The sequence below is a fragment of the Alteromonas abrolhosensis genome (assembly GCF_001953635.1).
Lineage (GTDB): Bacteria > Pseudomonadota > Gammaproteobacteria > Enterobacterales > Alteromonadaceae > Alteromonas > Alteromonas abrolhosensis.
In genome coordinates this window covers 298,362-319,321 of record NZ_MEJH01000004.1, presented here as the reverse complement: position 1 = coordinate 319,321, position 20,960 = coordinate 298,362, and the positions used below count along the sequence as shown (strand labels likewise).

Sequence of the window (20,960 nt, the reverse complement as noted above, 5' to 3'; positions counted from 1 at the left end):
TGTTTACTAGTATGTAACCCAAGTAGTAGGACACCAAAAGAGTATTGTTACTATTGTGGCAACGCGATGTGCAGCTTTCCGTAACGATAATCTAGGGTTACAACAAAATCTTTTAACAGATCGTAGCCAATTAAGCCTACTACTCGCTTTCCTCCTATCCGGCTGCCTGTTCGCTCATATTGACTTTCCAAGTTTGTTTTTTGTCCCTCAGCAGGAAAGCTAACTTTTACATCGCCAATTTCATAGGGGCCAAACTTCACTACATCAGACGTAGCAAACTCGTTTACGCCAGAACTGTTTGCGCCGAAAGACATACTTGTACCTTCGACCTTATCGAGCAATCCAACCTTGGATGCCGCGCGACGGTCAATTAAAATTGTGCCTGAATTACCCGTGTCGACAAGCAGCCATAAGGCTACACCGTTAATCTCTACTTGTGCGATAGGCATACCGCTTCCCTGTTGAGAGTCTGCGCGTACGTTAGCCACTTCCCCCATATCCAATGAATCACGTGTAACCAACCGAATTTTTCTGTGAGGGTAATCTAGCTGGACAATGAAGTTATTGAAAAAGCCAGCACCCAATAACATGCCATTGGAATGATGACCTAGACTGGACTCGACTAGTGAATCTAGCTCAAAGCCAGTACCAAATATCTCAACGTTTACGTTGTTATAAGCGTTACGCCTCTCAACATCATATACACCTTTAACATTGACTGGACGCCCTTTATCGAGGTCTAATTTGTGCTTTCCAATGAACGCGCGGTTGATACTGTTTATCTGTGCACCGGAATCTAACATTACGCGAGATTCGATACCCTCGATGGTGACGGGCAGAAAAACGTGGCCGTTATCTAGCGTGAAATCTGTCCATGCGGTGACGGCACTTAGTGCGCTGAAAGAACTGAAAAGAAGGGAAAGTAAAATAAATCGGGTCATAAATATCCTTTTATGCCTGGCAGTTAATCCTTTGAAATTTCACGCTAGCACAAGAATGAATTAAGGTCGATTTAACACGACGAATTGCATTTCGAAGTAACAACTCAAAAAGGGAAAAGTGCAAGTACGGGTAACGAACAGCGCGCTTTTTCTCAAAAAATATGACCTAATCTAGCTTATTTTATGTTTTGTACTGCGCTTAGCTTAAGTGCATAGCATTTTTGAACGCTATGCCAGCCTTGGTTCGGTTAATAACACCAAGCTTTCTCAATACTGCAGAAACATGCTGTTTAACCGTAGATTCTGAAATAGCTAATTCGTAAGCAATCTGCTTATTGAGCAAGCCGTCTGACACCATTCGAAGCACTTTGAGTTGATGAGGTGTGAGCTGTTTTAACCGACTAGTAAAGTCGTCGTCACCAGAACAGCCATTCTGATTTGATGCCGATGGTTTGTTCAGCGTACCAGTAGCCATTTGAGCCAAAGATGGAACCCATGTTTCCCCGTCTAATACCGTATTTACCGCTTCAATAATACAATCCACTGACGCAGATTTGGGAATAAACCCACTTGCACCTAAAGCAAGTGATTTCGCCATAACGTCAGGCTCTTCTTGAGCCGTAATAACCACTACCAGCACATCAGGGTATAGCGCATGTATCTCGGCCAGACCGTTTAACCCCTCGTTGCCAGGCATGGTAAGGTCTAAAAAAAGCAGGTCGATGTCAGCGTTTGATTTAAGGCAATCGAGCGTATCGGGAAACGTGGATGTTTCTACAAGTTCGATATGCTCCACGCTAGTTAATGCGTGGCACATTGCGGCCCTGAACAGAGGGTGATCGTCAGCAATCAGAATTTTCACGGACATAATGCCATCAACTTGTAACAACCTTGTTAATTAACATACTACCACGCCGGTTAAGAAAGGTTAACGTTATTGGCGTACTTACCTTATCGACAGACTCGCACGACAACATACTCGCAGGTAGGTTGAGCACAAATAAACACGCCTAAGCACATGTACTTAGGCGTGTCGTGTTAACTGAGTATTGATTAGAAGCGATAACCAACTGTCAAATGAACAGTTCGCGGGTCTCCGTAATACCCAATAAGTGTTGTATCACCACCAAGGCCCGGACCAAAGTTACCTTCATCGTCCTGGGTGACAAAGTCATAACCGCCAACCAAATACTCTTCATCGGTCAGGTTTTTAACGTGTAACCCGGCATACCAATCGCCTTCCACACTCTCCCAACGTGCACTCAAGTTCACCATGCCATAGGCATCCTGTTGAATGAGGTCGCTGGTTTCAAAGAGTAGGTAATCATCGCGATAGTAATAGTTGGCGTTAAAAGTAATATCCCCGAAGCTCGTTTCTAGCAAGTAATTGGCATTGAAATTAAACGTATTTTCTGGCGTGCTTGCCAAGCCAATAAGAGGAGGTATGGCATTGTTTTCTTTAATCTCAAAATCAATAAAGCCGTAGGCCATATCAAATTGTAGATTGTCTGACGCCACCCAGGTCATCTCCAACTCAGCGCCTTTTGCGGCTGTTTCTGCTGCATTGCGTAAACGCTGGTCAAGAGCTGTTGGGTCAGATAAATCCCCTTCCACACCAATGTACTGACGATCTTTGTGATCGTAAGAGAACAACGTGATATTCAAGCGAAGCGCGTCGCTTAAGTCGCTTTTTACACCCACTTCGAAGCTGTCTACTACTTCAGGTTTAACACCAGGCTCGTTAGTTTGAGCACGAGGGTTAAAGGTGCCCGATTTGAAGCCTTGTGAATAGCTGGCGAAGAACATGGTATCTCGGTCCATCTGATACTCCACGCCCACTCGCGGGGTAAAGCGAGACCAGCTTTCTACCGCTGGTGCATCTAGCACGTCATCGCCGTCAGTGTCTGTACCAAGTACTTGAGGCACTAATTGCCCGTCTGGACGTACATACCCATCAATCCAGTCGGTATAAGGATAAACATTGGCAAATACCAAGCCGTTGTTCACGAACGCGGTCTTTTCTTCGTCGGTATAACGGGCACCAAGTGAAAGCGATAGCTTATCAGTAATGTCGTAGTTCAATTGCGCATAGGCAGCCCAGCTTTCTGAGTTGTTGCAGCCCGTCACTTCTCGCGTCAAGCCTGGGGCGCCAAGCGACTGCCCTAACACACCTAGAATAGCATCAAAATTACCACAGCTTTCACCATCGTATAAATACAGGCCTGAGACTAGGCTAAATGCATTACCCGTATAATTTGCCTGGATCTCGTGCGTATCGTTGCTGTCGTCATATTCTGCTGGCACATCGAAAATTGGCAGAGGCGTGTTGTCAAAGTCGATATTGGTAGGTGAATAGCTCTCACGATGCGAGCCAATATATTTAAGCTCTAAGTCATCATTCACTCTGTATCGAGCCAGCCAGTTATAGCCTTCTAACTCGACCTTGTTCCATGTAGGTAAGCTAGTGTATGAGTCGTATACCGAATCAGGTACCGGAGCATCAGTTAACATACTTGGAAGTAAACGGTAACCGCCCTTCGCATTTGATGTATCTTCAGTCTTATCCCAGCCAATTCGGAAAAACAAATCTTCACTTGGGTGCACTTCAAGCGTTACACGTGCAGCCCACAAATCTTTGTTGTAGTTCTCTTTATCTTGGTTTGGCAACGCGCTTACCAGATACTCGCCAAAACCGTCGCGGTTTAAATTGGCATAGCCCACGCCAAGGTATACCGTGTCTTCAATCAACGGTATTTGTCCCGTCACTTTAATGTCTCGTTGATTATAGCTACCTACCGTAGCTTCAACGTTCATGTGTGTGTCGCCCGTCATTTCTTTTGTGACGTACTTAACTGCGCCACCAATGGTGTTTTTTCCATAGAGCGTGCCCTGGGGGCCGCGCAACACCTCAATACGCTGCACGTCTAACAAATCAAGTACAGCTCCTTGTGGGCGAGCAATATAGACGTCATCAACGTAAATACCTACACCCGGCTCATAACCCCATAGCGGGTCTTGCTGACCAAGTCCACGAATAAACGCTGTTAAGGTTGAGTTGGTACCGCGACTGGTTTGTAGCGTTGTATTGGGCGAAAACTGCTGCACTTCAGTCAGCACGCTAATTCCTTTTTCGCCAAGTTCAGCGGCGCCAATAGACGTGATAGCAACCGGTGTTTCCTGTAGCGACTCTACAGTTTTTCGCGCAGTCACTTCAATGCGCTCTAATTTCCCTTTTTGCGCTTCGGCATCGGCATTGGCTTGACCATCCTGAGCAAATGCGGGCGCTGTACTTAAAACGCTAGCCACTGCTAGGGCACATAGGCTGTGCATGGGGTGCTTAACTGAAGCGCTTTTGCGTTTTTCTGTGCTAACAGCGGCTGAATGTGGTTGGTAGGGTGAAACCAAACCATTTGTGTGTATTGATTGAGACATAGTGAGTCCTTGTTGTTCTAAGTTCTGGTCACTGCCGGATGTATTGCCTACGGTCAAAATCACTTTAGTTAATTAATTGTTAATAGTATGTAGTACCATCGTACTATGGGATTTTGATAAAAGTAACGTCAAACTTTATGTCTGTTATGAACGCTTTTTACCTGATTTGTATACACTTTGTGGTTTTGAGTGTGTGCAAATCTTTAATCGACTTAACTGTTTCGGATCATCTGCGGTCACAGATTTTTTAAGGAATAATAACTATGTTAAGTATGATTGGCTTAGTAGGCGGTCTTTTGTTGCTTATTGTTTTGACAATACGCGGGATGAACCTCTTTATCGCTGCACCTTTGTGTGCTCTTGTGGTTGCCATCACCAATAATATCGGCGTCTTCACTGGCGATGTGAATTTCGTTCAAACCTATATGAGTGGCTTCTCTGGCTTTATCGCTTCTTGGTTCTTCATGTTTTTACTTGGCGCGTTATTCGGTAAATTCATGGAAGACACAGGGGCAGCAGATGCTGTTTCTCGCTGGATCATCACTAAAATTGGTTACAAGCGTGCCGTGTTAGCTGTTGTGCTAGCTTGCGCTATTTTGACCTACGGTGGTGTTAGCGTGTTTGTGGTAGCGTTTTCTGTTTACCCTATGGCGGTGAGTTTGTTTAAAGATGCCAACCTACCCCGTCGCTTTATACCTGCTGCCATGGCATTTGGGTCGGTAACATTTACTATGACCTCGGCAGGCTCGCCAGAAATCCAAAACTGGATCCCCATAAAGTATTTAGGCACCTCCCCATTTGCTGCATGGGAAGTAAGCCTTGTTGTTGCCATATTCATGGCATGCTTCGGTTACTGGTGGCTTGCTAAGATGATCAGAAAAGCCGTTAATAACGGCGAGGTGTTTGAAGCCAGAGCAAGCGACCCTGAAGTGCGAGACAGAGCGCTACCCCACCCGCTTACCGGTATTGTGCCTTTGGTTGTGGTGTTGGTGATTTCGTTTTTATTCCATGAAGAGCTCGCTCAGCTTGCGCTTATTCTGGCGTTAGGCGGCGGCGTGCTGTGTTTGCTAGCGATTAACTACAAACATTTTCACAGTTTACCGGTTGCCATTAATGCAGGTACCACCGGGGCATTGATCGCCATAGGTAACACCGCCGCTGTTGTAGGTTTTGGTTCAATAGCAAAGAACACTGAAGCGTTTCAAACAACGGTAGCGCTTATGACCCAAATTCCTGGTAACGAGCTTATTGGTGCAGCCATTGCCGTAAGCGTGATTGCAGGATTAACAGGAAGTGCATCTGGTGGACAAGCCATTGCCTTGCCTTTAGTGGCTCCGCATTACCTTGATCAAGGCGTAGAGCCAGACCAGCTGCATAGAATTGTGTCTATATCATCAGGCGCATTAGATTCGTTACCTCATAATGGCTATGTGGTTACTACCATACGCGCTATTTGTAACGAAACCCATCAGGCTGCCTACTGGGCGGTTGGTGCGCTAACTGTTGTGGTGCCAGTTATTGGCCTTGCCATGGCCATTGGCCTGTTTAGCATCATGTAGCTTTAGTCAAAGCCAACGATATAGTCGAAGACCGCATGACAAATAGGTCACTATTGCAAAATATTGCCATCTGTAAATGCGGTCTGAGAAAAGGATAAGAAAGTATGAATTGGAAAAAGACGCTTGTTTCCACGTTAGTGTGGAATAAGAGCAAAGGCATCAATAAGCTATTGAAACAGCCAGACTCACTACGAGTACAGAAACCGGTAGCATTAGCAAACTTGGTTGAGGTGTTTTTAGTTAAAAAGCAACGCTCATTGGTAGGATTATTTGCCACGCTAATGTTGACGATACCTTGTCAGGCCATTGCTGGCGAACTCGAAGATACATCGTCATTGCTCAGTTCTTCAAAAGCACCTTCCTCTGAGGCAGCTTCTTCCTCGCCGAGCGCTTCGCGTTCCAATGCTTCGCTGATGGTAGAAAAACGCGTTTTTGAAATGCCTCATTTCACAACCTTTGGTGGTAAACAAATTAAAAACGTAAAAGTTGGCTGGGAGGCATACGGAACACTAAATGATGCTAAGAGTAACGTTATACTGATTACCCACTATTTTTCTGGATCTTCCCACGCAGCTGGAAAGTACAATGAAAACGACTCAGTGCCCGGTTACTGGGATAGTATTATCGGCCCCGGCAAGGCGATTGATACAAACCGCTTTTATGTAATAAGCGTTGATACGCTGGCCAATTTAAATGCTTACGACCCTCACGTTATTACAATCGGTCCTGCGTCAATAAATCCAGATACAGGAAAACCCTATGGCTTAGACTTTCCTGTCGTGACAATACGTGACTTTGTAAATGTTCAAAAAACACTTCTTGAAAGTTTAGGTATTAGCAAACTGTATGCGGTTATTGGGCCCTCTATGGGCTCTATGCAGGCTATCGATTGGGCGAGCGCTTACCCAGACTGGGTTGAACGTATGATTTCAGTTATCGGCGCAGGCCAAAGCGATGCGTGGACTACCGCAGCACTGGAACACTGGGCTACGCCAATTATCCTCGATAAGAACTGGAACAACGGCGCTTACACCAAAGAGCAAGCGCCGATTGATGGCCTAGCAGCCTCGCTCATGTTAATTACGCAAAATGCCCTTACCCCTTCGTTTTTCAACCAAACCGGCAACACGTTAGGGTTTAAAAATGTTGAGTCAGCGCCGCTTAACGACATACGCCAATCTCACAGTATTGTGAAATGGCTACGCGAGCGCGCGAAGACCCGGGCAAAATCTATGGACGCCAACCACCTTTTGTATTTGGTTCGAGCTTGCCAGCTTTTTGTTGCTGGGCATCAAGGTAATCTTGAGCAAGGACTGGCGTCGATCAAGGCTAAAACGCTGTTTATACCAGCCCAAACAGATTTGCTACTTATGCCCTACTTATCGCAAAGTGCACACCAAGGTTTAACTTCAATGAATAACGACAGCACATTGGTTACGCTAAATGGCAAATTAGGTCATTTAGAAGGTGTCACCAATGTATCCGCTCAAGCTCAGGCTATTCGCCAATTTTTAGAAAATGATAAGGCTGCAATGCAATGATGAAATCTACACCCTTTTTACGCCACGCGCTTTGTCTGTCTGTATTAAGCGCACTTTCCCTTAGTGTACCGGTATTCGGTAACGAGTCATCGGCGCAAGACGTGCTTCCGTCACTCACCCTTGATTTAAAGAACGTTACCGTATCTGGCTTATCCTCAGGCGGTTACATGGCAACACAATTTCAGTTAGCACACAGTGACTGGGTAAAAGGCGTGGGCGTCATCGCTGGCGGCCCGTATTTCTGTGCACAAGGTGATATAACCACTGCCCTTGCGCAGTGCGTGAATAAGGTAGAGGGAGAAATTAACCTTGAAGCGCTGAATGAAAAAGCCAGACAGTATGAAACTGAAGGAAAAATTGCGTCGCTTTCCAATATGAAAGACGCAAAAGTCTGGCTTTTTCACGGTACGCAAGACGCCAGAGTGATTGCACCAGTGAGCGATTTATTATTTGAGCAATACAAATTGTGGACAGACACTCAAAATATTATCTATATCAATGACAAGCCGATGGCACACCTTTTTCCCACCGAAAACAATGGGGTTAACTGCATGAAATCAGAGAGCCCCTTCATTGGGAACTGCGACTATGATGCAGCAGGTGCCATGCTCTCTCATCTTTTTGAAGATATTGCGACACCCGACGAGTCAATATCAGGGCAAATACATTCAATTGACCAGCAAAAAATAGCGGGTGGCGATGCCAAAACATTAGCAAGCGAAGGTTTTGTGTATGTGCCTGAAAGCTGTGCACAAGGCGAGCCGTGCAGAGCTCACATTAGCTTTCACGGCTGTAACCAATATTCAGACGCTGTTGGCGACGCCTACACCACCCAAACAGGGCTGAATAAATGGGCTGACGACAACAATATTGTTGTGCTTTATCCGCAAACTAAAAAGTCGTTATTCATGCCGTTAAACCCACAAGGCTGTTGGGATTGGTGGGGCTATGCCTCTAGCGATTACGCCAACAGGGACGGCGCACAAATCAACGCAGTAAAACAGCTGCTGTTTTCATTAAATAGTGCACCTTCACTAAATAAATCCAATGGAAGTAACAATGACTAAGCGCACAATATTTATCACGGGTGGGGCAAGCGGCATTGGCTTTGGCATTGCTGAGTCAATGATGAAACAAGGGCACCATGTGATCATCGCCGACATAAACGAACAGGCAGCGAAAGAGGCTGTGACCAGACTTGCGCATTTAGACGGTTCGGCCAGCGCAGTAGCGGTAGACGTTTGCGATGCAGAGCAAGTCGCAGCGCTACCTGAGGTACTAGGGAAGCATACCGTTGATGTGCTTATAAACAATGCCGGTATTCAGCACGTTTCACGCATAGAGGACTTCCCTACAGATAAATGGCAGCAGCTTATAAATATCATGCTTGTTGGCCCTGCTCTGTTAACCCAAGCTTTTTTGCCAGCCATGCGCAAGCAAAATTATGGGCGTATTATCAATGTAGGCTCTATTCACTCGTTGGTAGCTTCGCCGTATAAGTCTGCTTATGTAGCGGCGAAGCATGGGCTGTTAGGGTTCGCAAAAACTATCGCGCTTGAAACTGGGGATTGCGATGTAACTATCAATACCCTTTGCCCTGCCTATGTGAAAACACCATTGGTGGAAAAACAAATTGCAGCTCAGGCAAAAGAAAACAATCTTACCGAGGAAGAGGTAATAACAAAAATAATGCTAGAACCCATGCCTAAAAAGCAATTTGTTAGCGTTGAAGAGCTTGCAGATACCGCAAGCTTCTTAATGTCACCCAGTGCCCGCAATATAACAGGGCAAACCATGGTGCTTGATGGGGGCTGGACGGCTAGATAACCCGTAAGCGATTTAACGCTTAGTTTTTTAAAGAATATTTCTTTTCACATAAAAAAGACTGCAATAAGCAGTCTTTTTTCGTTTAATGTTTTCGCAAAAGCGTTATTCCCAAAGAGATACGTAGATGGCAACCATTTCTTCAATGGTAGGTACGCGTGGATTATTACCGGGAGAACCTGATGCCAGAGCTTGCTCTGCCATTGTTGACGTTGCTGCAAAAAATGCCTCTTTGTCAATACCGAAGTCGGCAGGCGTAGGTACCTGTAAATCTGCATTCAGTGCTTTTAGTTCGTTGATAAGTTTTTGATTCGCCACCTCATCTGAGTCACTTTGCGTAGCAACACCCATAGCGCGAGCACATTGTGCATATCGCACAGAGGCACTAGGAATAGAAAAGGCGGTAACCGCGGGCAATAACATGGCATTCGACAAGCCGTGAGGCACATGGAACGCAGCACCGATAGGCCGGCTCATTCCGTGAACAAGGGCCACTGAAGCATTTGAAAAGGCAATACCCGCGAGCGTTGAGCCCAGCATCATTGACTCTCTCGCCGTTTCATTTGTTGGGTCTGCAAATACCGTACGCAGATTAGGCGCAATTAACGCCATGGCTGATAACGCCTGTGCATCACTGTAAAGATTGGCTTTGCGGCTAACAAACGCTTCAATAGCGTGAGTAAGCGCATCTATGCCTGTATCGGCTGTCACGCGGGCAGGCAAACTTTGCGTTAATGAATAATCGACCAAGGCTGCCGTTGGCATAAACCCTAAACCAACACACAGCATTTTTTCAGTGGTATCTTCGTCAGTGATAATGGTAAACCGGGTAGCTTCTGAGCCCGTTCCCGCTGTTGTGGGAATAGCAATGATTGGCAGCCCCGATTCATCTACAACCCGCGGGAATTTGTAGTCTCGCATTTCGCCGCCGTACTTACCCAAAATAGCGATGGCTTTTGCGCTATCAATGGGGCTTCCACCACCTAAGGCAATGATGCTGTCATAAGTGTGGGTTTTGAACGCATCCACACCGCGATAAATCGACCGTACCGTAGGCTCTGGCACCGTATCTGAAAACACATCGGCGCTTATTCCTGCCTCTTCCAGCACCTGTACTATGGCAGCACTATATCCCAACTCAACCATAACTTTATCGGTAACCAGTAAAGGTTTATGGCAGTTGAGTCCTTTTAGCGTTTCAGCAACCCGCTGACTCGCCCCTTTCCCTATGTGCATCACTCTTGGCAGAATAATTTGATGAGACATGTTTCCCTCGCTGCGAATTCTTTTCATCAGCATACCTAGTACAACGCCTAAAGCAATGACAATGTAAAAATAATGTTGCAAGCATTTTTCTTGTGCGGCTTTTTAACAAAAGGTGCTTAAAGCATCACCTTATCTAAATATGAGTGATAGACTGGATAGAACCTTCATGTGGACGACGATTATGAAAAAATTCGGTGTGATTTCGTTGCTTATGGCAATTATCGCTTTAGCGATATGGCAATGGCCGAAACCTGATGTTCCATTGCTTTCATCGAACGATGCTGTGCCAGCCATGGCGCAATTACCTGATAACTTCTTTGATACCCACGTTAACCCTGTATTAACGCAACGCTGCGTAGTGTGTCACGCCTGTTATGATGCACCGTGCCAACTTAAAATGTCGTCACCAGAGGGTATAGCCAGAGGAGCTAGCAAAGAAAAAGTGTATGAAGGCACGCGACTTACCGCAGCCCAACCCAATCGAATGTTTCTCGATGCTCACGGCGTAGATTCGTGGCGAGAGCGCGGCTTTTTCGACGTTCTTCCTTTTAAAGAAGACACCAAGACTTCGCCGACCCAATCGTCAGTGCTAGCGCAAATGCTTTTGCTGAAGCAACAACACCCTCTACCCCAAACTGCCCATTTAGGTGACAGTTTTGATATAAGCTTAAACCGACAAAACCAATGCCCAACTATTGATGAAATGGGCGGATACATAGCAGGGCAGCCCCTAGGAGGCATGCCCTACGCACTGCCAGCCCTGTCCGAAGCTGAGCACACCACACTCATTCAATGGTTAAACCATGGTGCGCCATTACCTTCGCCCAAAACACTTGCAAAGGAGATTAACGAGAAAGTATCTGAATTGGAGGCATGGCTTAATGGTGATAGCAACGAGATGCAGCTTTCTGCCCGTTACATCTACGAGCACTTGTTTACGTCGCATCTCTATTTTGAAGATATCTCAGAAAAAGATAAAACTCCTCAGTTTTTTAATTTGGTGCGCTCACGCACTCCACCTGGACAAACGTTAGATATCATTGCAACCCGCAGGCCCTTCGACGATCCAGAAGTTGACCGCGTTTACTATCGTCTGCAACCTGTGTTCTCGACTATCGTTAGTAAAACACATCAGGCTTACGCTATTAACGAACCGCTACTGGATAAATGGCGCTTGTGGTTTATTGATACAGAATTCTCTGTTGAAACATTGCCTTCTTACAAGCCCGATGTAGCGGCAAACCCACTCACCGCCTTTACCTTGTTGCCAGTGGAAAGCCGTTATCGGTTTATGTTAGAGCGCGCGCAAAACACTATTATGGGTTATATCAAAGGGCCAGTGTGCCGAGGTCAAATAGCTCTAAACGTTATTAACGACCGATTTTGGGTTTTCTTTGTCGACCCAGACATCGCAGCATCTGAAAAAGTTAATGCTTTTTATGCCTCTCAAAGAGAAAACCTTCACCTCCCTGCCGAAAAAGATAGTACAGCTCTTGCCGTTAATTGGGTGAAATACGCAAAACGCCAGGGCGAATATATGCGTGCCAGAACCACCTTTTTAAACCATGAATTTAAAAATGAAGAGCATTTAAATATGTCGAGTATATGGGACGGCGACGGCAGTAACACGAATGCCAGCTTGACCGTTTTTCGTCACTTTGATAATGCCACTGTCGTTAAAGGGATGGTTGGAAAACCAACTAAAACCGCATGGGTTATTGACTATGCGCTATTAGAGCGCATTCATTATTTACTTGTTGCAGGTTTCGATGTGTACGGCAATTATGGCCACCAGTTATTGACCCGTTTGTATATGGATTTCTTGCGTATGGAGGGTGAATCAAACTTCCTTAATCTGCTTCCTCCAACCACTCGCCATGAACTTCTCAACGCTTGGTATCAAAATGCCGGCCCTGAGCTGACTGATTATTTAGAAGGTGATATCAATAGTTTTGAACAGCCCGCAGGTATCACGTTTAAAACAGATAACCCACAAAATGAACTTTACCAAATGCTATCGCAACACCTATCAGCGGTTCAGCCGAGCATGTCGACCTTCAATGAAAATATGCTAACTACCCAACATTATGAGGTTTTAGCAAGCTTAGATTCGCTACCTGCTCAGCAGGCCACATTGATGCCAGAGACTACGATGATTGTCATTCAAGATGATCAAAATCCAGACAATATTGATGTGTTTACTGCCCTTAGAAATAGCGCCCACTACAACGTTAATAGCCTGTTCGAGGAAGAAGAAAATCGCGAACCGTCCAAAGACTCAATTACACTTGTCCACGGATTGTTGGGCAGCTACCCAGATGCATTTTGGTATATCAAAGTATCAGAAGTAGCGACGTCGATAGAAAGGCTTAAATCAATTAAAAGCGAAGCCGATTATAAGGCTCTCCTTGATGACATTGGCATGCGCAGAACAAACCCAGATTTTTGGGCGTTTAGTGATAAATTAATTCAGTGGTCTAGCAAGCACTACCCCATTGAGGGTGGCCTTCTAGACTACAATCGATTAGAAGATCGCTAAACCGTACACTGTGCGCCGTTTTACACTTTTCTTTTACAAAACACCTGTGCTAATGTCCAACCATTGGAAATGAAAGGACATTAGCATTCCATGCCCTATCAAACCGTTGCTTTAATTGGAAAACCTCAACACGCTGCAACTCATGACAGCTTAAACATTCTTGCCGAATATTTGTTGGCAAAAGGATGCAAATTATTGGTTGAGGAAAGTATTGCTGAAGAGCTTGAAACAGAGAGCTTTACCGCCTGTAACCTTGTTACTATTGGCAAAGAAGCCGATCTTGCTGTTGTAGTAGGTGGCGATGGCAGCATGCTTGGCGCTGCACGCGTTCTCTCTCGTTTTGATATTCACGTGGTCGGCGTTAACCGTGGAAACTTAGGCTTTTTAACAGACATTCACCCTGATGACATCGCCCAACAGCTTGATCTCATTTTCAACGGTGAGTGCGTGGTTGAAGAGCGCTTCTTACTTGAAGTTGAAGTTTATCGACACGAGAAGCTCAAAAGTAATAACTCGGCTGTAAACGAAGTGGTACTTCACCACGGAAAAGTTGCTCATATGATGGAATTTGAAATCTACATTGATGATCAATTTGTTTTCAGTCAGCGCAGTGATGGGTTGATAGTAGCCACGCCTACAGGTTCAACAGCTTACTCTCTATCTGCTGGCGGACCAATAATTATGCCTAAGCTGGACGCGCTTACCCTAGTCCCCATGTTTCCACATACTTTAAGTAGCCGCCCTATTGTCGTAGACGCAGACAGTCAGGTTTCGATGAAAGTGTCTAAGGTTAACAGCGATTCACTACAGGTTAGCTGCGACAGTCACATTGTTTTACCCGTACTACCTGGCGATGAAATACGTATAAACAAAAGCGTGGACAAGCTCCACCTTGTTCATCCTAAAGGCTATAGCTATTTCAATGTACTTCGCAAAAAGTTAGGTTGGGGTAGTAAGCTCTATTAGCTCCCTCCTCTCTTCTCCACCGAGTCACATGTGCATTTATTACATAAGCCTGTAGCATTTTCTTAATCGCTACAGGCTTGAAAAATAAAGAATTTTTAATATTCCCCAATTTCTTCAACGAAAACCTAGACTTATCAAACTTCTAGATTTCGGCATACCTGTTGCACTTATCATCACAAGTTGTCAGCGCGAGGACAGTTAACGTCTGGACTTACAGATGCCTCGCATCTTGCTGATTTATTTGCATTCAATAGGAGATATCATGAGTAACACCAATATCAAATTTACAGCCCCTGGAATGGATAACGATGCCGCTGCCAAAACAATTGAGGTATTGGAACAACGATTGGTTGCGCTATTAGATTTACAGCTTACGCTAAAACATATTCACTGGAACGTAGTCGGTCCTAATTTTATTGGCGTGCATGAAATGCTTGATCCTCAAGTAGATGCAGTTCGTGACATGACGGACACCATTGCTGAGCGTATTGCTACCCTTGGTGGTGTTCCAAAAGGCACACCAAAAGCCATTGTGGAAGGTAGAAGCTGGGAAGATTACAAGATTGGAAAAGGTCTAGTTTTAGACCACTTGAAAGCGCTTGATGCAGTGTACGAAGGAGTGAACGGCGATCACCGCAAGGCTATTGATACATTGGGTGAACTTGATGCCGTATCGGAAGATATGGTAACTGGCCAGTTAGCCGATTTAGAGCAGTTCCAGTGGTTCGTTCGTGCTCATATTGAGTCAGGTAGTGGTGAACTTCAGCAATAATGTATAATTGCTGGTAAACAACATAGTCATTCGGACTATCTGCTATTTAATTGAAATTGAATTTTAAGGAGAGCTTACGCTCTCCTTTTTGCTATCTGGTTCTCTACTGCGTTGTGGAATTCTTCACCGCTAGCTTTTGAGTTACTCAGCTACTTAACATTGAGCTAATTTACTACTGTATAACCACGTAACGAACGCACCTAGCGCAGCCTTTTATTAATAGGTTACTCATAACCACCCTTTTTAAATGTTGTGTATGATATTGATTTATTAGAACTTTTCACAATCCACTTTAATTTTTAAGTAAAATATTTACGACTTAACTTTACACAGAAAAAATACTGTATATATTATCAGTTACTGTATATATCATCATGTTCAACTTTTCGAGTGTGGTTATGTTAGCGCATCTTTCTATTTCTAATTTTGCTGTTGTAAAACAATTATCAGTTCAACTGGAAAACGGGTTGACTGCTATAACCGGTGAAACCGGTGCGGGTAAGTCAATTGCTATTGACGCTTTAAGCTTGTGCTTGGGCGAGCGTGCCGACGCAAATGCGGTGAGAAAAGGTAGTGCAAAAGCGGAGATCATCGCTCACTTTTCTTTAAACGGAAATGCATTAGCTAAAGCCTTCCTCGATGAACATGAGCTCACCTCAGACGAAGATGAGAATAGCTGCTTTATTCGCAGAGTTATTTCAAAAGAAGGCCGATCAAAAGCCTTTATCAACGGCATTCCCGCTTCCCTTCAGCAATTAAAAGGCTTAGGGCAGTTTTTGCTGGCTATTCACGGTCAAAATACTCATTTGCAATTGCTCAAAGAAGACCATCAAAGAGAGCTAGTCGATGGCTACGCCAAGCATGACGACATGTTAGCCCAAGTTAAAGAGACCTATTCAATTTGGCGCGACAAACAACGCACCCTAAAAGCGCTTCAAGAGCAAGCCCAGCAGCGCGAGGATAGAATTCAGCTATTAACCTATCAAGTGCAAGAACTCGATGAATTTGCCATTGAGGAAGGTGAGTTTGAAGAGTTAGAAATAGAACACAAACGTCTGAGCAATGGCCAAAGCCTTTTAGAACAGGCCCAGACCAGTGTGTACAATTTGTATGAAAGCGATGAAGGTAATGCTCTATCGGTTATTCAAAGTAGCATTGAACGTCTTGGCGAACTAGAGGCCCACGACGCTAGCTTAACGCCAATTATTGCCTTACTTAATGATGCGGCAATTCAAGTAGAAGAAGCAGCAGGAGAACTTCGAAGCTATTGCGATCATTTAGAAATAGACCCGCTTCGCTTACAGCAAGTTGAAGCGCGCTATGCGAAGGCTATGGAACTTGCTCGCAAGCACACAGTGATGCCTGAAGGGCTATATCAACATCACCAAGAGTTAGCCGCCGAGTTCAATTCGCTCTCAGAACAGGAAACACTATTAGGTACGCTTGAAGGTGAAGTAGAAGATGCACGTGCAACCTATTTAACTGCGACTAAAGGACTCTCTGAGAGCAGACAGCGTGCAGCAACTAAGCTAAGTGAAGATATTGAAGCTCAAATTCGTCAAATGAATATGCCCCATGCCAAAGTGGATATTCAAATTCAGTACGACGAGCTTAAAAAGCCTGTAAGTACGGGGCTAGATGCCGTCGAATTTAGAGTGTCTACTAACCCTGGTCAAGATGCTGATAAGCTAGAAAAAGTGGTATCAGGTGGTGAACTCTCTCGTATAGGGCTGGCTATTCAGGTTATAGCGAGCGGCAATCATGCCACACCCACAATGATTTTTGATGAAGTTGATACGGGTATTAGCGGTCCTACAGCATCGATCGTAGGCGGGCTTTTACGTAAATTAGGTAAGCAATCGCAAGTAATGTGTGTGACGCACTTACCTCAAGTAGCGGCGCAAGCGCACAATCAACTGTTTGTAACCAAACTTACCGATGGGGAAAGTACTGAAACGCAAATGTTAGCACTGACTAAACAAGACAGAATCGATGAGCTGGCAAGGCTGCTAGCTGGTGACAAAGTAACCAAATCGGCGCTAGCGAATGCAAAAGAACTGCTTAAAAGCGCAGCATCGAACTAAAATGCAGTTGATTGGTCATAGTTGTCAATGTAGCATGCCTTCGCGCTTGCAATAAAACAGTCTCGAATTTTGCTCTAGCGAAATTCTTTGACACTAACAAAGGCAATACTGGACAAATTAACGCATGAAGTTGCAACACCTAATAGTAATTCTTGGTATCACACTAACATCAACCGCTTGCTCGAACTGGATTTATCGAATCGACGTTCCTCAGGGTAACTTCTTGGATCAAAGAGACGTTGAGAAGCTGCGCGTTGGGATGACAAAAGAACAAGTAGTCTATGTACTAGGTAACCCCGTTGTTCAAGACTCGTTCGACGATGACACATGGTACTATGTTTACGATATGAAGCGCGGTATGGAAAAACGTGGCGAAGATTTTCAAAAGCAAATGGTGATTAACTTTGTGGACAACAAAGTGACAACGGTTGAAGGTGACTTCGAACTATCTGAAGACTTCAACACACCGCTTGATAACTAAGCAATTTTAAAAAGGTAGCGATTTCACGCTACCTTTTTTTGTTTCTAATACCCTTCTTAAAGACGCCTGTTTTTAGAAATATGTCGCTTACCCAATTGAGGTCTATATGGAACACAGTTTTTGGCACAGTAAATGGCAAAAAAATGAAATTGGATTTCACGAGCCTGAGGGCAATGCGCTTCTCGTAAAATATTCATCTTTTTTGATTGGCGACGATAGCCCTAGCTCATCATCAAGCCGCATATTTGTCCCACTTTGTGGTAAGACCCGTGACATTGGTTGGCTACTAGCTCAAGGTTGTGAAGTAGTTGGTGCTGAGCTAAGCGAAGTGGCTATTATACAGCTGTTTGAAGAGCTAGGTGTAGAGCCTACCGTTACCACTACTTCCAACGGTAAAATTTACGCTAAAGACGGTTTAGCCATTTACGTAGGTGATATCTTTAAACTTACATCAAGCGACTTAGGTGACGTTAAGGGCATTTACGATAGAGCCGCTTTAGTCGCGCTGCCTAGCCCGCTTCGCGAGCAATATGCTGCGCATTTAATGGCCATTACTCAATGCGCCCCCCAGCTAATCATTTCTTTCGAGTATGACCAGGATGAAATGGCCGGCCCTCCCTTTAGCGTAAACGAAAAAACCGTCGACGCTCTTTATTCAGCGGACTACAACATTCAAAGGTTAGAGCGCTCGGTGCTTGAAGGCGGTTTGAAAGGCAAAGTAGACGCTGATAATTTAGTCTTTGCGCTATCGGCAAAATAGGCGTTTTTCTTGTTTTTTGTGGCCGACAAATACTATTTAAAACAAAGTGCAGTTTATTCCGAGCTTAGAGTTAAAAAGCGAGGGTCAAGCAATGCCATATGGCATTGCTTTGAATTGCGGCTAGAGGCCAAGCAGTGCCTCTATGCCAAACAATATTGCACCTATCAACCCGCCTACGATCGTGCCGTTTATGCGAACTTTTTGAAGATCGCGGCCAATATTCAACTCTACCTGCTCAGCCATTTCACGTTCATCCCAACTAATGATGGTGTCGCGAATGTGACGGGTTAGAAATTCAGCCAACTCAGGCGCCATATATTTAGCCGCTTCTCCAATGTGCTTATTGAACGCTTTTGCTAGCTCACTGTCTTGCGTTAACGTGGTGCCCAAGTCCTTTAGAAGTCCAGATACTTTGGTCTCAGCTTTACCATTTGGCTCTTCAAGAGCCGCTAACAACCATTGATGAAACTTAGCCCATGACTGCTGAACGTATGCGTTTAACGCTGGGTCGTTGATAATTTTTTCGCGGAAGTTGTTAACCTTTTTCTCCATTAACGGACTGTGCTGTAATTCATAAAGAAATTCATGTACTTGCTCGTCAAACGCATGGCGGATGGGGTGGTGCTCATCCGCATATATATCGTCTAAGATACTTGAAACAGCTTTAACCGCAATTAACGCCCCCTGCTCGCTTAACCAGCTAGAGGGTAATAACTTTTCAATACGACTGTATTCGGTTTTCAACCAAACCACTAAAGTGTCTGCTATGTAAACTTGGGTTTCTGGCTCTGCGAGCAGTTTGGCCAGTTTTCCCAGCACTCTATCAAGGACAACCTGGTGCTGACGTTCTTTCGTCACAGCGCCCAACGAGGTCGCCATCAACTGTCTAAGATCAAGTTGGTTAATGCCCTTCTGTGCTGTTTTAGTGATAAATGCTTTAACAGGTTTATCATCAAGCACGCGGAGAACACCTGCAAAAGCATCACATAGAAAGCGACTTAACCGGGTAGCGTTTCTCTCTTGTGACAACCATCTTCCTGCGCCTTTGGCTGGGTCACTGTTTCGAATAAGACGTTCTATCGCTTCAGGATGAAAAAATTTCTCTTTAACGAACAAAGACAAGTTATTAGCAATAACAGACTTGTTGCTTGCTACGATATTGGTGTGCGGAATGGGGTATTGAGCAGGTATTGGCTTAAACAGTGCAGTTACGGCAAACCAATCAGCAAGGCCGCCGATAAGCGCCGCCTCGCTGGCCATTTTAATAAGCCCCAGCCACCATGCTCCTTCCAAACTTGAATAAAATTTTGGAATTAATATTGTTCCGATAAAAACACTTGCAGCAAAAATTAAACAGGCCAAAGCTAGCCTTTTCGCCTTGTTTAACTGCGTGTATTTGTCCTGCATCTACTACTCCATTCAAAATATTCGTCCAGCATTGAGACCGATTTGCACTGCACCGACTTCCTTAGCAAGAAGCTCTTTCAGGGGAAACAAACACAGAAAGCCTAGAGCCGCCAGCTTCCCATATTCACTTTTAAGAATGCAAACACCAGGCCTATTCAAAAAAGCCCAGCATTTACTTTTCAACCTGTCCTTGCCGGACACACACTCAAATAATCCACTTTTTACCTGTCCCCTCTGGACACACACTTAAATGATTATATTTAGTCCCTTTGCTATTCAGGCATCCTAACCTCCATCTCATTGTCATTCAGGCACTGACTAATGAGTGACTGTCCATTCCTGTACATTCCTGTACTGCTGGCGCTTCTGCAACTGTTAGCAAGTGTCTGTCCATTCCTGTACCATGCTTTATTTTAATAATCGAATAGTGAATTGGTCAGATTCGCGATGCGTTAGTCGATGAGGCAATTTAGTGAAGAATTTCACTAACTTAGAAGTTTTAGATTGTTGTAAAAACTGTATAACCCCATGATTACATTGAATTTTAATGAGTGGCACGAAATATGATAACACTTACTATGCAGGTAAAGATTTCAGTAAAACTTTAGAAAAAAATGATATAACACAGTGACATAAGCGTGTTATTTATCACACTCACCAAACACTTTAGGATATAAGAATATGAAAAAGTCTATTATTGCCAGTGCTGCTATGCTGCTATCAGCTTCATTACTTACGGGCTGCGTTATCCATGTTGGCGACGCTAGTGCATTAGAAGGCAGTGACTTCAGTTCTATTCTAGGCAATATTGACATAGCTGAAGGGAAGCACGCTGGCGATATTTCTTCTGTTAATGGCAATGTGGAAATTAGCGATCATGGTGGCGCGGATGAAGTCAGTATCGTTAACGGCAATCTTGAAATGGGTAGCCATGTGTCTGTCCGAAATATCGATATTGTAAATGGCGATGTAAGTGCAGCTTCACACCTCAGTGTGCTTAAGGGCGTAGAAACTGTAAATGGAAATGTTACGCTTCCTACACAAAGTACAATTGGTGGTAGCGTTGAAACAGTGAATGGAGACATAACAGCCGTTGATACAACCATTGAAAAACACATCAAAACACTCAACGGCGATATTACTTTATCTGGCTCTTCTCATGTTTTAGGCGATATCGTATATAAAGAAAGCGAGAGTTCTTGGGGCAAAAAATCTGATAACAAACCTACTCTATCGATTAGTGCATCGGTTACTGTGGACGGCAGCATTGTTTTGCACCGCCCTGTTAACCTAGACATTGAAAGTGATGAGTTAAAGCAAAAAGTCGTTGTAAGCTACGGTGGTGCACAGTAACGTATCGGCTCGAATATCTAAGCCTAACGTTTCGG

At 44.5% G+C, this 20,960-nt stretch carries 16 protein-coding genes; 11 read left to right on the top strand and 5 right to left on the bottom strand.

Features of this window, described 5'->3' with window-relative positions:
• Positions 1–50: 50 nt before the first annotated feature.
• The 3 genes from BGK61_RS08890 to BGK61_RS08880 all read right to left on the bottom strand — a co-directional run bounded on the left by BGK61_RS08890 (position 51) and on the right by BGK61_RS08880 (position 4,373).
• Positions 51–941 (bottom strand): aspartyl protease family protein, encoded by an 891-nt coding sequence (locus BGK61_RS08890; RefSeq protein WP_076012566.1) that lies wholly within the window; start codon positions 939–941, stop codon positions 51–53.
• Between the two features lie 199 nt (positions 942–1,140).
• Positions 1,141–1,809: a response regulator transcription factor gene (locus BGK61_RS08885; protein ID WP_076012565.1), complete on the bottom strand. Its 669-nt coding sequence runs from the start codon at positions 1,807–1,809 to the stop codon at positions 1,141–1,143.
• 185 nt (positions 1,810–1,994) lie between these two features.
• A complete protein-coding gene (locus BGK61_RS08880) occupies positions 1,995–4,373 on the bottom strand; it encodes a TonB-dependent receptor (protein ID WP_083648716.1) in 2,379 nt (792 codons plus the stop codon).
• Between the two features lie 263 nt (positions 4,374–4,636).
• On the opposite strand from BGK61_RS08880, the gene BGK61_RS08875 reads away from it, so the two are divergent.
• The 4 genes from BGK61_RS08875 (at position 4,637) to BGK61_RS08860 (ending at position 9,300) form a co-directional block, all read left to right on the top strand.
• A complete protein-coding gene (locus tag BGK61_RS08875) occupies positions 4,637–5,932 on the top strand; it encodes a GntP family permease (protein ID WP_014997928.1) in 1,296 nt (431 codons plus the stop codon).
• A gap of 104 nt (positions 5,933–6,036) precedes the next feature.
• The gene (locus BGK61_RS08870) at positions 6,037–7,473 is read left to right on the top strand and encodes an E22 family MetX-like putative esterase (protein WP_076012564.1); all 1,437 of its coding nucleotides are present in this window, start codon (positions 6,037–6,039) and stop codon (positions 7,471–7,473) included.
• On the top strand, positions 7,470–8,540 hold the full coding sequence (locus BGK61_RS08865) for an extracellular catalytic domain type 2 short-chain-length polyhydroxyalkanoate depolymerase (RefSeq protein ID WP_076012563.1): 1,071 nt from the start codon (positions 7,470–7,472) through the stop codon (positions 8,538–8,540). The genes BGK61_RS08870 and BGK61_RS08865 overlap by 4 nt, the downstream gene beginning before the upstream one ends.
• Complete coding sequence (locus BGK61_RS08860; RefSeq protein ID WP_014997925.1) at positions 8,533–9,300, top strand: 3-hydroxybutyrate dehydrogenase; 768 nt, start codon at positions 8,533–8,535, stop codon at positions 9,298–9,300. Before BGK61_RS08865 ends, BGK61_RS08860 begins: the two co-directional genes overlap by 8 nt.
• 102 nt (positions 9,301–9,402) lie before the next feature.
• Here BGK61_RS08860 and BGK61_RS08855 read toward each other — a convergent pair whose 3' ends face one another.
• Positions 9,403–10,563, bottom strand: coding sequence for an iron-containing alcohol dehydrogenase (locus tag BGK61_RS08855; RefSeq protein WP_076012355.1), 1,161 nt, complete (start codon positions 10,561–10,563; stop codon positions 9,403–9,405).
• Between the two features lie 181 nt (positions 10,564–10,744).
• Here BGK61_RS08855 and BGK61_RS08850 point away from each other — a divergent pair, with 181 nt between their 5' ends.
• The 6 genes from BGK61_RS08850 to tmpT all read left to right on the top strand — a co-directional run bounded on the left by BGK61_RS08850 (position 10,745) and on the right by tmpT (position 18,165).
• Complete coding sequence (locus BGK61_RS08850) at positions 10,745–13,102, top strand: fatty acid cis/trans isomerase (protein WP_234349518.1); 2,358 nt, start codon at positions 10,745–10,747, stop codon at positions 13,100–13,102.
• A 90-nt stretch (positions 13,103–13,192) separates the two neighbouring features.
• Positions 13,193–14,068, top strand: coding sequence for an NAD(+) kinase (nadK, locus tag BGK61_RS08845; RefSeq protein ID WP_014997922.1), 876 nt, complete (start codon positions 13,193–13,195; stop codon positions 14,066–14,068).
• Positions 14,069–14,330: 262 nt separating this feature from the next.
• Positions 14,331–14,840, top strand: a complete 510-nt coding sequence (gene dps / locus BGK61_RS08840) for a DNA starvation/stationary phase protection protein Dps (RefSeq protein ID WP_076012346.1) — start codon at positions 14,331–14,333, stop codon at positions 14,838–14,840.
• Between the two features lie 398 nt (positions 14,841–15,238).
• Complete coding sequence (recN, locus tag BGK61_RS08835) at positions 15,239–16,924, top strand: DNA repair protein RecN (RefSeq protein WP_076012347.1); 1,686 nt, start codon at positions 15,239–15,241, stop codon at positions 16,922–16,924.
• A 124-nt stretch (positions 16,925–17,048) separates the two neighbouring features.
• Positions 17,049–17,405, top strand: a complete 357-nt coding sequence (locus tag BGK61_RS08830) for an outer membrane protein assembly factor BamE (RefSeq protein ID WP_014997919.1) — start codon at positions 17,049–17,051, stop codon at positions 17,403–17,405.
• Positions 17,406–17,511: 106 nt separating this feature from the next.
• Complete coding sequence (gene tmpT / locus BGK61_RS08825) at positions 17,512–18,165, top strand: thiopurine S-methyltransferase (RefSeq protein WP_076012348.1); 654 nt, start codon at positions 17,512–17,514, stop codon at positions 18,163–18,165.
• A 120-nt stretch (positions 18,166–18,285) separates the two neighbouring features.
• Here tmpT and BGK61_RS08820 read toward each other — a convergent pair whose 3' ends face one another.
• Positions 18,286–19,572, bottom strand: coding sequence for a DUF445 domain-containing protein (locus BGK61_RS08820; protein WP_076012349.1), 1,287 nt, complete (start codon positions 19,570–19,572; stop codon positions 18,286–18,288).
• 681 nt (positions 19,573–20,253) lie between these two features.
• On the opposite strand from BGK61_RS08820, the gene BGK61_RS08810 reads away from it, so the two are divergent.
• Complete coding sequence (locus BGK61_RS08810) at positions 20,254–20,925, top strand: DUF4097 family beta strand repeat-containing protein (RefSeq protein WP_014997916.1); 672 nt, start codon at positions 20,254–20,256, stop codon at positions 20,923–20,925.
• The last annotated feature ends 35 nt before the right edge of the window (positions 20,926–20,960 follow it).